The 13,879-nt window shown below is 73.4% G+C and carries 7 protein-coding genes; 5 read left to right on the top strand and 2 right to left on the bottom strand.

Going from position 1 to position 13,879, the window contains the following annotated elements:
- Positions 1-64: 64 nt before the first annotated feature.
- Positions 65-2,671: a S8 family serine peptidase gene (locus DMB66_RS18690; RefSeq protein ID WP_158647274.1), complete on the top strand. Its 2,607-nt coding sequence runs from the start codon at positions 65-67 to the stop codon at positions 2,669-2,671.
- Positions 2,672-2,882: 211 nt separating this feature from the next.
- Here the strand turns inward: DMB66_RS18690 and DMB66_RS18685 are convergent, their stop codons facing one another.
- Together DMB66_RS18685 and DMB66_RS18680 are read right to left on the bottom strand one after the other, a co-directional pair.
- Positions 2,883-6,305 carry a BTAD domain-containing putative transcriptional regulator gene (locus DMB66_RS18685; protein WP_125805376.1) on the bottom strand — a complete coding sequence of 1,141 codons (3,423 nt, stop codon included), beginning with the start codon at positions 6,303-6,305 and terminating at the stop codon, positions 2,883-2,885.
- Positions 6,302-7,066 (bottom strand): transposase, encoded by a 765-nt coding sequence (locus DMB66_RS18680; RefSeq protein ID WP_233624693.1) that lies wholly within the window; start codon positions 7,064-7,066, stop codon positions 6,302-6,304. Before DMB66_RS18680 ends, DMB66_RS18685 begins: the two co-directional genes overlap by 4 nt.
- Before the next feature lie 245 nt (positions 7,067-7,311).
- Here DMB66_RS18680 and DMB66_RS18675 point away from each other — a divergent pair, with 245 nt between their 5' ends.
- Genes DMB66_RS18675 through DMB66_RS18660 form a run of 4 tightly spaced genes read left to right on the top strand, consistent with a single transcriptional unit; the run spans position 7,312 to position 13,879 of the window.
- Positions 7,312-7,998, top strand: a complete 687-nt coding sequence (locus tag DMB66_RS18675; RefSeq protein ID WP_125805374.1) for a triacylglycerol lipase — start codon at positions 7,312-7,314, stop codon at positions 7,996-7,998.
- Between the two features lie 33 nt (positions 7,999-8,031).
- Positions 8,032-9,087 (top strand): calcium-binding protein, encoded by a 1,056-nt coding sequence (locus tag DMB66_RS18670; RefSeq protein ID WP_158647273.1) that lies wholly within the window; start codon positions 8,032-8,034, stop codon positions 9,085-9,087.
- A gap of 60 nt (positions 9,088-9,147) precedes the next feature.
- Positions 9,148-10,407, top strand: coding sequence for a tyrosinase family protein (locus DMB66_RS18665; RefSeq protein WP_125805372.1), 1,260 nt, complete (start codon positions 9,148-9,150; stop codon positions 10,405-10,407).
- A gap of 1 nt (position 10,408) precedes the next feature.
- Entirely contained in the window at positions 10,409-13,879 is a 3,471-nt protein-coding gene (locus DMB66_RS18660) for a DUF6603 domain-containing protein (protein ID WP_125805371.1), read from the top strand.

Raw genomic sequence — 13,879 nt, 5'->3', positions numbered from 1 at the left:
GAAACGCCCTGTCTTATGGGGACGGTCAGGACGGCTGGGGGCATTCGGTGCGACGCTGGCGGTGATGCTGGGCGGCGGTGTCGTGGCGGCGCCGGCCGAGGCCGCGGCGGGGACGCCGATCAGATACATCGTTCGTCTCACTGCCGGTGAGCAGAAGGGGCGGGCCGGCACGGTGGCCCGCGGGGCGGGCGTGGCGGTGCGGCGACAGTTCACCTCCGCGCTGCCCGGGTTCACCGCGGACCTCACCCCGGCGAAGGCCGCTGAGCTGCGCCGCGATCCGGCGGTCGCCGCGGTCGAGCCGGTTCGGCAGGTGCGGATCAGCGACACGCAGAGCGGGGCGCCGTGGGGGCTCGACCGGGTCGACCAGCGGGCGTTGCCGCTGAACGGCACATACACCTGGACCGGGGGTGGGGCCGGGGTCACCGCGTATGTGGTGGACACCGGGGTGATGCCCACCCACAGCGAGTTCGGGGGGCGGGCCAGCGCGCCGGTCAGCACCGTTGACGACCCGTTCGGGGTCATCGACTGCCACGGGCACGGGACGCACGTGGCCGGCACGCTCGCCGGGACCACGTACGGGGTGGCGAAGGGGGCGGCCGTTGTCGGGGTGCGGGTCCTGGACTGTCAGGGGAACGGCACCGACGAGGGGGTCATCGCCGGGCTCGACTGGGTGATCGGGCACCACACGAGCGGTCCCGCGGTCGTCAACCTGAGCCTCGGCGGTGATCCGTCGCCGGCGCTGGACCAGGCCGTCAACGCGACCATCGCCGACGGGATCGTGGTGGTCGCGGCGGCCGGCAACGCCGGAAGCGATGCCTGCCAGCACAGCCCGGCCCGGGCGCCGGCCGCGGTGACAGCCGGCGCGACCACCGACGATGACCGGCTGGCCTCGTTCTCCAACCGCGGCCCGTGCGTGGACATCCTCGCGCCGGGTGACGGCGTGCTGTCCGCCGCGACCTGGTCGCCGACAGCCAGCACGACCAATTCGGGTACGTCGATGGCGACCCCGCACGTGGCCGGCGCGGCCGCGCTGTTGCTCGGCCGCGAGCCGCAGCTCACACCGTCGGTGGTGGCGGCACGGCTCACCTCGATGGCCACGCCCGACCGGATCGCCGGGGTGCCGGGCGACACCGCGAACCTGCTGCTGAGCACCCTCACCACGCCGCTCGCGCTGGCCACCGTGGCCACCCGGCGGCTGCCGGACGCCCTGGTCAGCCGCGGTTACAGCGGGACGCTACGGGCCACCGGCGGCGTCGGGCCGTACAGCTGGAGCATCGCCGGGGGCACGTTGCCGGCCGGGTTGACGCTGAGCGCGGCGGGTGTGATCTCCGGGACGCCGGCGGCGATTGCCGCGGCGGCCTCCGTGACGGTACGGGTGCGCGATGCCGCCGGCGGCACGGCGACGTCGGCGGTGACCGTGGCGGTGCGGGCGCCGGGATTGCCGGCGTTGAACGAGTCGGTCCCGGTCGCTCGGGGTCCCGGTGGCGGGCAGTTGTCCAGCGACGCCGGGTCGCCGTCGCTGAGTGCCGACGGCCGATACGCCGCCTTCGTGGCGACCGGCGGTGACCTCGTCTCCGGCGACACCAACAGCGCCGCCGACGTGTTCGTCACCGACCTGGCCACCGCGACGACCACGCTGGTCAGTCGCGCCCCCGGTGGCCTGGTGGGCGAGGGGGATAGCTGGGAGCCGGACATCTCCGCCGACGGGCGGTGGGTCGCGTTCACCTCCGACGCGCGGCTGACCGCCGAGGACGCCAACGACAGCAGCGACGTCTACCTGGCCGACCGGACCACCGGCACGGTGCGACTGATCAGCCGCCCCGCCGGGGGGACGGCGGCCGGGAGCAGCCGTTCGCCGTCGGTCAACGGCACCGGCACGTCGGTCTCCTACGTCTCCGCCGAACCGGCCCTGTGGGGCGGCAGCGGCTATGCCATCACCGCGCAGGTGCTCGTCGCCACCGTGGCGACCGGTGTGCAGACGCTGGTCAGCGTCACCCGCGGCGGGGACGCCGGCGACGATCAGAGCAGCACGCCGGTGATCTCCGACGACGGCCGGTACGTCGGGTTCACCTCCATGGCCGCCGATCTGAGCGCCAACGGACAGAGTTCTTACACCTCGCATGCCTACCGGCGGGACCTGACCGCCCGTACCACGATCATGGTGTCCGCCTGGGCGGACGGTGACCCGGACGCCTGGGGTGAGTTGCTGGATCTCTCGGCCGACGGCCGATATGCCCTGTTCACCTCGATGGATGACCTGACCGACGCCGAGACCTACTTCACGCAGGCCTACTGGCGTGATCTGAGCACCGGCACGACCACCGTGGCCAGCCGCGACCCGGGCGCAGGTCCCACCAGCGATCAGATCATCTCGGGCCGGCTGTCGCGCGACGGCTCCCGTGCCGTCGTCGGGGTGCACCGCTCCGATCCGTTCGACTCGGCCAACGACCGGTCCGCGCTGCTGTGGGTGACGCCGGCGACCGGGGTGTCCAGTCGTCTCGGCGACTGGTATGTGCCGCCGGCCGAGGATTACCTGGCCACCCGCATGGTCTGGGACGGGGCCGCCTTGTCTCTGGACGGTACGTACGCCGTCGTCGCCACCACCGACGCTTCCGCGGTTCCCGGCTACTTCACCGGTGCGCTGGTGCCGCGGGCGACCCGGCTGCGCTGACCGGGGCCGGGCCGCCGGTTTCGCAGGTGGCCCGGTCGCGCTGACCGGGGCCGGGCCGCTGCTTTCGCGGGTGGCCCGGTCGCGCTGCCGGGAGCGCGCGGACCGCGACGCTGGGCAGCGCGGACAGCGGGTGACCGATCCCGCGCGGGTCACGAGGATCCGGAATCCGATGTGGCGTGGCCGGGCTGATCCGTCGCGTTCCTGTCGGCGATCAGCGATGCGGGAGGGCGTCCTGGGCGCGACGGGTGCGGGCGACCAGCAGGTGAGCGCCGGAGCGCTCGAAGTACGAGTGGGCCCGGGTGAAGTGGGCGTGCGCGCCGCCGCTCGTCCCCAGGACCAGGTGCGCCAGCCCGGCGCCGATCGGGTCCGCAGCGGTGGTGAACAACCGCAGCGCCGCACCGGCGTGTGCCCCCGCGGCGGCCGGATCCGTCGCCAGCAACGCGTACGCCCGCGCGAGCCGGGCCGAGCCGGACCGCCTGGGCGAGTCGATCAGGTCGGCTTCGGCCTGCGCACGGTCGGCCCACCGCATCGCCTGTTCCGGTCGTCGGAGTGCGGCCTCGGCCTCGGCCAGCATCAGGCACCATCCGCTGCGGTTCAGCGGGTCGATGCCGTCGAGCTGAGGGCTGTCCGCCTCGCCCAGCAGGACGGCGACACATTCGGCCGGATCGCCGGCGTGGAGCAGCGCCTGGGCCAGGGCCCCGGCGGCCACGCCGGCGAAGTAGTCCCGCCGGGTGCCGGCCAGAGCGACCGCTTCGTGGCCCAGCCTCAGCGCCAGGTCGACGTCGCCCCGCAGCGCGGTGACGCTGCACTGGTAGGCCAGCACGAGCGAGGTGAATTCGTCGGTGTCGAGCAGCGCTGCCGCGTCGCGGGCGTCCTCGAGGCAGCGCGCCGCCGCCGGCAGATCACCCAGTGCCCGCTGGATGCAGGCGCGCAGGGCGTGGATCTGGCCGGCCAGGGTGGTCTGCCCGCTCGCCCGGGCGGTGTGCAGGGCGCGTTCGGCGTGCCGGGCCGCGTCGTGCGGGCGGTCGTGGCACAGCTCCGCGGTCGACAGCCAGGCGACCCCGTGCAGCAACTGGGCGACCTCGGCGTCCGGCATCGCGTCCACCAGCGCGGCGGCCTCGGTCAACCGGTCGCCGGTGCCGGGGCCGAGGCGGCCGGTCCACTGGTCGTTGAGGACGGAGGTGGCCAGCGCGGCCGCCAGCACCGGGCGGTCGCCGGACCGGCGGGCGGCCGCGACGGCCTCGACCGAGGGGCCGTGGCCGCCGCCGTTGGTGAAGTCGCTGGCCAGGCCCAGCAACAGGATCGCGGCGGCACGGTCCTCGGCCGCGGGCAGCCTCGCCAGCTCGGCGGCGAGCTGGGCCTGGGCTTCGGCGTGCCGTCCGAGCAGGCGTTCGATGCCGGCGCAGAGCGCGACCAGGGCGGCGCGCGGATCGGCCGCCGCGACCGGGATCAGGTGCAGCAGCTCGTGCAGGGTCTGCCGGCTCTCCCGCAGCCGGCCGCTCACGGCGAGCGCCTGGGCCCGCGCGACCAGCAGCTCCATCCGTGCGCCGGCGGCCTCCGGGCTGTCCGGCAGCAGCCGCAACGCTGTGCCGAACCAGTGGCCGGCGACGCCGGGGTTGCTGTTCAGGGCGTCGTCGCCGGCTTTCCGGAGGACCTCCACGGCCTCCAGGTCGCCGCGGGAGGCGCAGCGTTCCAGGTGGTGCGCCTGTTCCGCGGGGGCCGCACCGAGCTTGCGGAGCGTCTCCGCCGCCCGGGCATGGGCACCGACCCGCCACCCGGGGTCGATGGCCTCGTAGGTGGCCCTCCGCAGCAGCGGGTGCCGGAACTGGAACCGGTCGTGCAGCGGGCCGGCGCGGAGGATGTCGCGGGTCACCAGCCGGTCCAGGGCGGCGAGGACCTCCTGCTCGGACAGTTCCGCCGTGCGTGCGACCAGCTCCGGCTCGGCCACCTCCGGGGCCAGCGCGGCGGCCCACGCCACCCGCGCATCGATCGGCGCCAGGGCGCCGAGCTCGGCGGCCAGCGCGGCCTGGACATGCCTGGGCAACGTGTCGCCGTCCGCCGCCCGTACGGCGGACAGCCGGCCCAGGTCCGCCCGCGCCAGTGCCTGCAGGTAGAACGGGTTTCCGCCGCTGGCGTCGTACAGCTCGCGGCGGCGGGCCGCGGACAGCCGCCGCGGCAGCAGCTCGTCGGCGTCGGCCCGGGCCAGGGGGCCCAGCTCCAGAGTCCGCGCGACGCCGTCGATGACGGCCCGGCCCAGGCCGGCCCGCAGGCGGCCGGACAGCTGCCGCGGCCGGTACGACACGGCGAACAGCACCGGCCCGGCGGGCGGATGCCGCAGCAGATGCTCCAGCAGCTCAGCCGAGCCGGGGTCGGCCCAGTGCAGGTCGTCGAGGACGATCAGCAGGCCGGCCGGGCCGGCGGCGGACTCGAGCAGGCTGCGCACGGCCCGGTGCAGCCGGTACCGTTCGCCGCCGAGGACGGGCGCCGCACCGCCGCCGATCGCCGGCAGCAGCTCATGGAGCAGCGCGGCGTCACCGGCCGGCAGGTCGGTCAGCGGAGCCCCGAGGTCCGCCAGCACGTCGGTGATCAGGGCGAACGGGACGTGTTCCTCGTATTCGGAGGCCCGGCCCCAGGCCACCCTCCGGCCGGATTGCTGGGCGTGCCGGGCGAACTCGCGTACCAGGCTGGTCTTGCCGATGCCGGGATCGCCGCTGACGGCGACCACGGGCACGGCGTCGTCCCAGGTCGCGTCGAGCAGGCGGATCAGGACGGACAGCTCGTCGCGCCGGCCGAGCAGGGGCGCGGCTGCCGGCCGCGCCGGGCGTGCGGGTTCGAGGTGCGGGCGGGCGGGTTCGACGTGCGGGGGTGCGAGCTCGGGGCTCTGCCGCAACACGGCCGCCTCCAGCTCCTGCAACGCCGGACCGGGATCGATACCGAGATCGGCGGCGAGCCGCGCCCGCACCTCCCGCAGTACGGCCAGCGCGTCGGCCTGGCGCCCCGACCGGTAGAGCGCCAGCACCAACTGGCCCTGGGCGTGCTCGTCGAACGGGTGCTCGCCGGCCAGCTGACCCAGCTCGGGCAGCAGGTCGGCGTGCTCGCCGAGGGCCAGCCGGGACTCGATCAGGGACCGACGGGCATCGGAGGCGAGCGTGGCCAGCCGGTCGGACTGGGCGGCCAGCCAGGGCAGGCCGGCCACGTCGGCCAGCGGCCGGCCTCGCCACAGCGCCAGCGCCGACCGCTGCAGCTCGACCCGCCGCACGAGGTTGCCCTCTTGCCGGGCGGCCCGGAGCAGGCGCTCGGCGACCGCGACGTCGGTGCCGTCGGGGCCCAGATCGAGCAGGTATCCGGGAGCACGGGTGACGATCGCCGCCGGGTCGCCGAGCACCCGGCGCAGGTACGACACGTGGCTCTGCACCGTGTTGAGGGCGACGTCCGCGTTCTTGCCCCACACCGCCTCGATGAGCCGGTCGGTGCTGACGATCTCGCCGGCCCACAACGCGAGGGCGGCGAGCACCGCCTTGCGGCGCAGCCCGGACACCGGGCGGACGGTGCGGTCCGGGCCGATTACCTCGACCGGTCCGAGCAGGCGCACCTGCATGCTTCCGTTGCCATTGAGTGCTGTTTGGGCGCTCATGCGGCAGCCCTGCCTTGCGGCGGAACGGTCCCGGTCTTGCCCGCGGGTGCGGTGCCGGGTAGACGTTTCCCGGCGTCAGCGACATGCCGGGCCAACCGGCGGTTGGCCATCATCCCGGCGACGTTGAGATCCTCCACCACAACGGTGGCATGCTCGCGGGCCAGCCTCGTGGTGAGTTTGTGCAGCCCGTCACGGCGCAGATTCGCCACCCTGGCATGCGCCCGGCCGAGCCGGGCCTTGGCCCGCAGCCACCGCTTCGACCGGGCGAGTTTCCGGGCGGACTCGTGCAGCTTCAACCGGCCCAGCCGGGGCAGCACCACGTGCTTGCGGTCGGGCTCGACCCGGATCGTCCCGGTGGTGAACCGCACCGACGGCGTCGTGCGGTGTTTCGTCTTGAACCGCGGGAAGCCGACCTTGCGTCCGGCGCGTTTACCGGTGCGGGAGTCGGACCAGTTCTTCAACCCGCGGGCCAAAGCGTCGAGGCCGGTGTTGAAGGCCTCTTTCGAACATTCCCGCCACCACGGCGCCACCTGCTCCTTCGCCGCGTTCCACGCCTTGCGTAGGGCTGGCAGCGACCACCTCAACGCGGGCGTGAGCGCGTCGTCGGCCAGGCCGTACGAGCGTTCCGCGGCCCGCTGATCCAGCACCGCCTTGACCCGAGCGAGGGCCCAGTTGTGGGCCTTGCGGCCCGCACCGGCGTGCGACCACACCGCACGTTCCTGGCTGGGGGTGAGGTCCAACGCGAACCGATAGGCCTGCATCGACTTCACACCCGCACCCTTCCCTCGGCGTTACGGGATCAGTATCGGCTAGGGGTACGACACTTCATGAAACCCGTCGCCGGCGAGCCGGACACCACAGCACACCTACGGGCGCCAAAGAGCGCTCGAACAACAGCAGTTGTAAACCCCTGCCGTTCCAGCGCCACGTCAGCGCCACGTCAGCGCGGTTGCAGCCCTGACCGGCACGATGTGGGCGTCACAGTACACAGGGGGAGAAAAACAGCATGAGGTCCGTCATGGCGCTGGGCTCGGTCGTCGTCGCGCTGCTGGTGACGGCTCTGTCCGCCGCACCGGCGTCAGCCGGCGAGGTAGCCCGGGAACCGGTGATCCTGGTGCACGGATGGGCCGGCTCCACCGCCGACATGTCCGCGCTGCGGGACGCGTTCACCGCAGCCGGCTACCCGGCCTACGTGGTGCAGCTGCCGGGCCAGAACAACATCGTCAACGCCCACACCATCGCGGGCCTGGTGCACACCGCCCGGGCGCAGACCGGCGCGGCGAAGGTCCACCTGGTCGGGCACAGCATGGGCGGCCTGTCGACGCGCTGGTACATCAAGCGTCTCGGTGGAGCCGCCGAGGTGCGCACCTACGTGTCGATGGGTTCAGCGCAGTACGGCTACCTTCCCGCCTGCCTGCTCGGCGAGCAGGACGGCGGCCAGATGTGCCCGTTCAACCCCTTCCTGTGGGACCTCGACGAGGGTGACGACACGCCGGGCGACGTCGCGTACACGACGATCCGCAGCACCAAGGACACCGCGGACATCACCCGGCTGGACGGCGGAGCCTGTTTCCACGAGATCGCCGGCGTCGAACACGCCGACGAGCCGCGGTCCCTCCCGTTCATCGCCGCGGCGATGGCCGCCGTCGGCGGCACCTGCCCGGGCACATTCGTCGAACTGCCCGCCACCTGACCCCACCCACATTCCATGGAGCCCAAGCACCCCATGAACATGCACAAGTTCGTCAAGCCCGCCGCGATCGCCACCGCCACCGCAGCCGTGGTCGTCGGTTCGGTCGCCTTCACCCTGCGCGACGCCGACGCCGCCGCGCAGCAGGGCACGGCCAAACAGACCGGCCAGTCCATCGTCTTCGACGCCGGTCTCGGCACGGCGAACGACGTCGACGTGCTGCCCCGCACGGGCGGCGGATTCGCCGTCCACGACGAGGCCGCGACCATCAAGCTGACCGGCGCCTCGGTGTGCTCCGTCAGCGCCGACAAGCACTCGGTCCTCTGCCCGGCATCGATCACCCTGGTGACCCTGAAACTTCAGGACGGCGACGACAAGGTGACCGGCACGTACGACATCGACACGGTCCTGCAGACCGGCGACGGCGACGACCACGTGCTCGGCGGCCCCGGCAACGACCAGATCTCCGGCGGCCCCGGCAAGGACCTCCTCTACGGCGGCTTCGGCGAGGACAAGCTCGAGGGCGGCGACGGCGAGGACACCCTCTACGGCCAGGCCGGCAACGACGTGATCGGCGTCAAGACCGACCTCAAGGACCACCTGTGGGGCAGTTCCGGCAAAGACCAGCTCTACGGCGGCGAGACCGTGCACGGCGACGACGACAACGACACGCTGTACCCGGGCATCAACGGTGACCTGTGGGGCGGCACCGGCGTCGACACCCTCGACTTCTCCGCCTGGACGGAGGAGGTCAACGTGTCCATGGACGGCGTCTGGAACGACGGCGGCGACGGCAACGACACCACCACGGACCCCTGCGACGACTGGCTGCCGGGCGGCTGCATTCCGGGTGCGATGAACGCGCACGGCGACCTGGAGAACGTCCTCGGCACGAAGTTCGGCGACATCATCATCGGCAACGGCGCGAAGAACGACTTCGACTCGGGCGAGGGCAACGACGCCATCGACGGCCGCGGCGGCGACGACTACCTGAACGTCGGGGTTGGCCAGAACCAGCGGGTCCGCGGCGGCGAAGGCGTCGACACCTGCGTCGGCTTCAACATCACGACGAAGACCGGCTGCGACAAGTAGGCGTCGCGCCGGGCGGTCGTCACGACGTCAGGGTTGATCAAGGAGCGGAGCGGTGGAGCGGTGGCTGTCGACGTACGGCGGAATCAGGCGATGTTGTCCCTGGAGGTCAGAGGCCGGGTCAAGGCGGCGCTGTTCGCGATGAAGCGGATGCCGCTGACGCGGGACACGCTGGCGCCCGCAGCCACCGACTCCACTGTGTACTCTCCACCCGACCCGCCCACCACCGGCCTCAACACGCCGAAGAACGTCTACGACCAGTACGTGCACTGGCACACCGAGGGCGCCCTCGCCGGCCAGAACACCGTGCACAGTGGACCCATGTTCCTGCCCTGGCACCGCTGGCTGCTGCGGCTGTTCGAGATGGACCTCAAGCGCGCGGACTACCTGCTCTACAACCCGCCCAGCGGGCCGAAGCCGCCCGCGCCCGGCGCGGGCCAACCGAAGCCTGGACGGATCACCCTGCCGTACTGGGACTTCTGCAAGCAGGTCGACCGCGCCACGGCCAGCGGCGGGCTGACGACACCGTTCACGTGGGATCTCCTCGGCGTCTTCCCCACCAGCCGTGCCGGGGTGGTGAACTACCTCGGGGCCCCGATGGAGGTCGGCTACGTCCCCAGCGACTACGGCGACAACGACCAGTGGCCCATCTACTTCTCACGATCCGGGCAACCGGAGTACGGCCGGGCGAACCTCCTCGGGCACCTCACCCGGCGGCTCGCCTCCGACAACTCCCTCGTGCTGAACGATGTCGCCTACGCACAGCGGACGGTGGGCGAGAGCCCGGCGACCTTGACGAAGGACATGATCACGTCCTTCGACAGCGGCCCCTGGAACCGCAGCGCCCCGGCGGAGGACAGCTTCCGCAACGTGGTCGAAGGCTGGCGAAGACTGCCCGACCCGCCCGTCGTCAGCGGCGCCCAGCTGCACAACCGCACACACGTGTGGGTCGGCGGCATCATCATGGACGTGCCGCTCGCGGCCAACGACCCCGTCTTCTTCCTGCTGCACGCGAATGTCGACCGGCTCTGGAGCGCCTGGCAGTACTACAGCGCCCAGTACGACAAGAAGCGGGCGCAGTATCCGGCCAAGACGGACTACCCCGACCCGGCGACGGCCATCGACGCCGACATGGTGCCGTGGCAGGCCGGGACGCCCGACCACGACGCGTTCGGCAAGGTGGTCGGCGCCACCTTCGACACGAAGAAGATCGGTCCGACGAAGGTCGGCAGCGGCTGGGCCGCGGTGCCCAAGACCACGGGCTACCGGTACGACTCGGACCCGAAGGTTCCCGTCCTGCTACCGCCGAAGCCGGGGCCGTGACATGTCGCTGACCGCGGACCTCGCCCTCGTCCTGGCCCGGGCCGTCGCCCCGCTCGAGCGGGCCCTGACCAGCGGCGCCGCGATGGCAGCGCTGCTGGGCGACCTCGGCTGGCTGGTCGGCACGCCGCCGCCGGCGGACACCGGGCACGAGCACCACGAACACGCGGCGGGCGACCACTCGCTTCCCCCGCCCCGCGACTACGTGCTCGACAGCGAGCAGCAGGCAGCCGCGGTCGCGGCGTTCGGGGTCATCGGCGCGCTGCGCACGCTGCTGACCGTGGCCGAGCGGCTCGCGCGCGGCGAGGACGTCGGCCCGCAGACGATGGACGCGGCCAAGGCCCTGTTCGTGCTGCTCGGCACGCTCGACGGCAACGACTCGTCGACGGCGCCGTTCGACGACCCACAGCTGTGGGCGCAGCTCAGCCAGGAGCTACCCGACTACCTGCTGATCCGCTACCTGCGGGACTACGAGCCGGCCTGGTTGGCCACCCTGACCCTGCTCGGCCTGGTCGACTCCACGCTGGTCGTGCAGAGCGGCGGGCGCATCCCCTACCAGCGGCGCCGCCTGCGCTGGGACCTGCTCGACGACCTGGTCACCGACCCGCTCGGGCACCTGGCCGCGACCTACCACTGGGGCACCGCCGAGTTCGACCACCAGCGCCTGCTGCCGGCCCTCGCCGGGCTGTTCCGGGCGTACGGCAGCTTCGCCCGGCTGCACCCGCCGACGGACGCCCTGCGCAGCCGCTACTACGGCAGCATCGCGTCCGACTCGGCGCCGCGGGAGCTGGCCGTGCCGCTGCTGTTCGAGCCGATCGGCGAGGACCTCGCCGACTTCGCGGAGATCGGCTTCGCCACGTTCCCGATCCCGGAGAGCTGGGGCGGGGCGCCGCGCGGGCTCCTGCTCGCCCCGCACGTCCGCGGCGAGTTCACCCAGACCGACGAGGACGAAGACGAGGACGGCGAGGACGGCGGCGGCGCGTTGACGCTGGAGGTCGCCGGCGGCTTCGACACCGACGGGGCGGTCGGTGTCGAGATCCTGCCGTCGGGGGTGTCGCCCCGCCTCGAGCCCGGCGCGGTCGCCGTCGGGTCCACGCTGGCCGTCGCGGCGCGCCCCGACCGGCCGATGATCCTGTTCGGCTCGCGCGACGGCACCCGGCTGGAGATCGACGGGGTACGAGCGGCGATCGAGGCCCGCGGGCACGCCGACGACCTCGAGTTCGTCATCGAGGTCGGCACCGACGTGCCGGGGCAGCCGTCCAAGATCCGGTTCGCCGTGCAGCTCGACCAGGCGGACGGGTTCCTCGCCGCCGTGCTCGGCACCGGCACCCGCACGATCGAGTTCGCCGGCACGCTGTCCTGGTCGTCCAAGTACGGGCTGAGCTTCCGCGGCGGCGGCCTGGAGTTGTCCGTACCGCTGAACGTCGGGTTCGGGCCGGTGCGGCTCAGCGAGCTGCGCGCCGGCATCGCCGGGCGCTCCGGCGGCGGCGCCGCGGCGACCGTGGCGGTCAGCGGCGACCTGCGGCTCGGTCCGGTCAGGCTGACCGTGACCCGGGTCGGCGCGGCGGTCACGCTCGCCCCCGCGCCCGCCGGGCAGGCCGGCACGTTCGCGGGCCTGGACATCGGTGTGGCGTTCAAGGCGCCCGACGGGCTGGGCGTCTCGGTGGACGCGGGCCCGGTGCGCGGCGGCGGCTTCATCCGGTACGACGGCCCGGCCGGCCGCTACTTCGGCGCGCTCGACCTGCGGCTCGAACAGATCGGCCTGACCGGCTTCGGGGTGCTCGACACCCGGCTGCCGGGCGGCGCGAAGGGGTATTCGTTCCTCGCGGTCCTGTCCGGCCGGTTCCCGCCGATCGCGATCGGCTGGGGTTTCACGCTCACCGGCGTCGGCGGCCTGCTCGGCATCAACCGCCGCGTCGACGTGGACGCGCTGCGCCAGCGCATCGCCACCGGCGCGGCCGGGCGCCTGCTCGCCCCCGAGAACCCGGCCGGCAACGCCGTGGCCATCTGCGCCGACCTCGGGGCGCTGTTCCCGGCGGCGCCCGGCACGCACGTCGTCGGGCCCACCGTGAAGCTGTCCTGGCTCGGCCTGGTGCGGTTCGACCTCGGGCTGTTCTTCGTGCTGCCCGGCCCCACCCGCATCGTGCTGCTCGGCACGGCACACACGCGCCTCGGCGGCACCGAGGCCGAACCGGCGCTGAGACTCCAGCTCGACATCGTCGGCGTGGTCGACACCACCCGGCGCAGCATCGAGTTCGACGCGGTGCTGATCGACTCGAAGCTGCTCGGCGTGTTCGACCTGACCGGCGGCGCGGCGTTCCGGCTGTCCTGGGGCGACCGGCCGTACGTGGCCCTGGCGATCGGCGGCTTCCACCCGGCCTTCAACCCCGAGCCGATGGTCGTGCCGCCGAGCCTGACCCGGGTGGCGATGACCCGCGGCAGCCGCTCCGACAGCTGCTACCTGCGGCTGGCCGGGTACTTCGCGATCACTGGCAACACGCTGCAGCTCGGCGCCGCCGTCGAGGTGGTGCTGCGCGCGGGCAGCCTGACGGCCGAGGGCTTCTTCGACTTCGATGTGCTGATCCGGTTCTCGCCGTTCGCCTTCGTCGCGGACTTCCGGGCCGGGCTGCGGGTCCGCTACCACGGGCGCTCGTTCGCCGGGGTGCGGGTGCGCGGCACGCTGTCCGGCCCCGGGCCGGTCACGTTCTCCGGCTCGCTCAGCATCGACATCCTGTTCTTCTCGATCTCCTGGCGGGGCTCGTTCAGCCTCGGGCAGCACACGCCGGCGGCGGTGCGCGCGGTCGCGTCGGCGCTCGACGAGCTGGCCGACGCGCTGCGCGACGCCCGCAACCTGCGCGCCGACGGCGGCGAGGACGCGATGGTGGTGCTCTCGCCCGGCACGGCCGGGCGGCCGCTGGTGCCGGGCCGCGGGCGGCTCGTCTGGGCGCAGCGCCGCGCGCCGCTCGGCCTGGTCCTGCACCGGTTCGAGGGTGCGCAGCTGCCCGGGCCGCAGACGGTCACGCTGGCCGGCCCGCAACTGGCCGGCGACGAGCGCGACGACTTCGCGCCGGGTACGTTCACCGACCTCACGGACGCCGAGGCGCTGAACCGGCCGGCGTTCGACCGGCTCGTCGCGGGCGGCCGGTTCGGCACGGACGCCGCCGCGGGTCCGGCCGTGCAGACGGTGCCGGTGCAGGTGCAGCAGTTCCGGCTGCCCGAACCCGCGCCGAAGCTGCTCGTCGGCACGGCGCTGGCGGCGTGGGTGCTCGCGGGCGCCGGCTTCCGCGCCGACCGCGACTACCGCCGGGACGCCGAGCCGCGGGTCACCGTCACCGGTCAGCGCTGGCAGGTGCGGCGCGGCACCGCGCTGCGCCGCGACAAGCTCAGCGCCGCCGAGGCGCACGCCCACGCCGACGCCGATCCCGGTGCCGTCGCGGTCGCGGCCACCGACGTCCTACCCGCGCCGACGTGGTGA

This window comes from Actinoplanes sp. ATCC 53533, assembly GCF_003947245.1.
The sequence above is the reverse complement of the archived record's forward strand: the minus strand, read 5'-3'. Positions and strand labels throughout refer to the sequence as shown.

Excerpts from the sequence above, each read along its gene's own strand:
- DMB66_RS18675 (WP_125805374.1), top strand. The coding sequence starts at position 7,312 with ATGAGGTCCGTCATGGCGCTGGGCTCGGTCGTCGTCGCGCTGCTGGTG.
- DMB66_RS18690 (WP_158647274.1), top strand. The coding sequence starts at position 65 with ATGCTGGGCGGCGGTGTCGTGGCGGCGCCGGCCGAGGCCGCGGCGGGG.
- DMB66_RS18685 (WP_125805376.1), bottom strand. The coding sequence starts at position 6,305 with ATGAGCGCCCAAACAGCACTCAATGGCAACGGAAGCATGCAGGTGCGC.
- DMB66_RS18660 (WP_125805371.1), top strand. The coding sequence starts at position 10,409 with ATGTCGCTGACCGCGGACCTCGCCCTCGTCCTGGCCCGGGCCGTCGCC.
- DMB66_RS18670 (WP_158647273.1), top strand. The coding sequence starts at position 8,032 with ATGAACATGCACAAGTTCGTCAAGCCCGCCGCGATCGCCACCGCCACC.
- DMB66_RS18680 (WP_233624693.1), bottom strand. The coding sequence starts at position 7,066 with ATGCAGGCCTATCGGTTCGCGTTGGACCTCACCCCCAGCCAGGAACGT.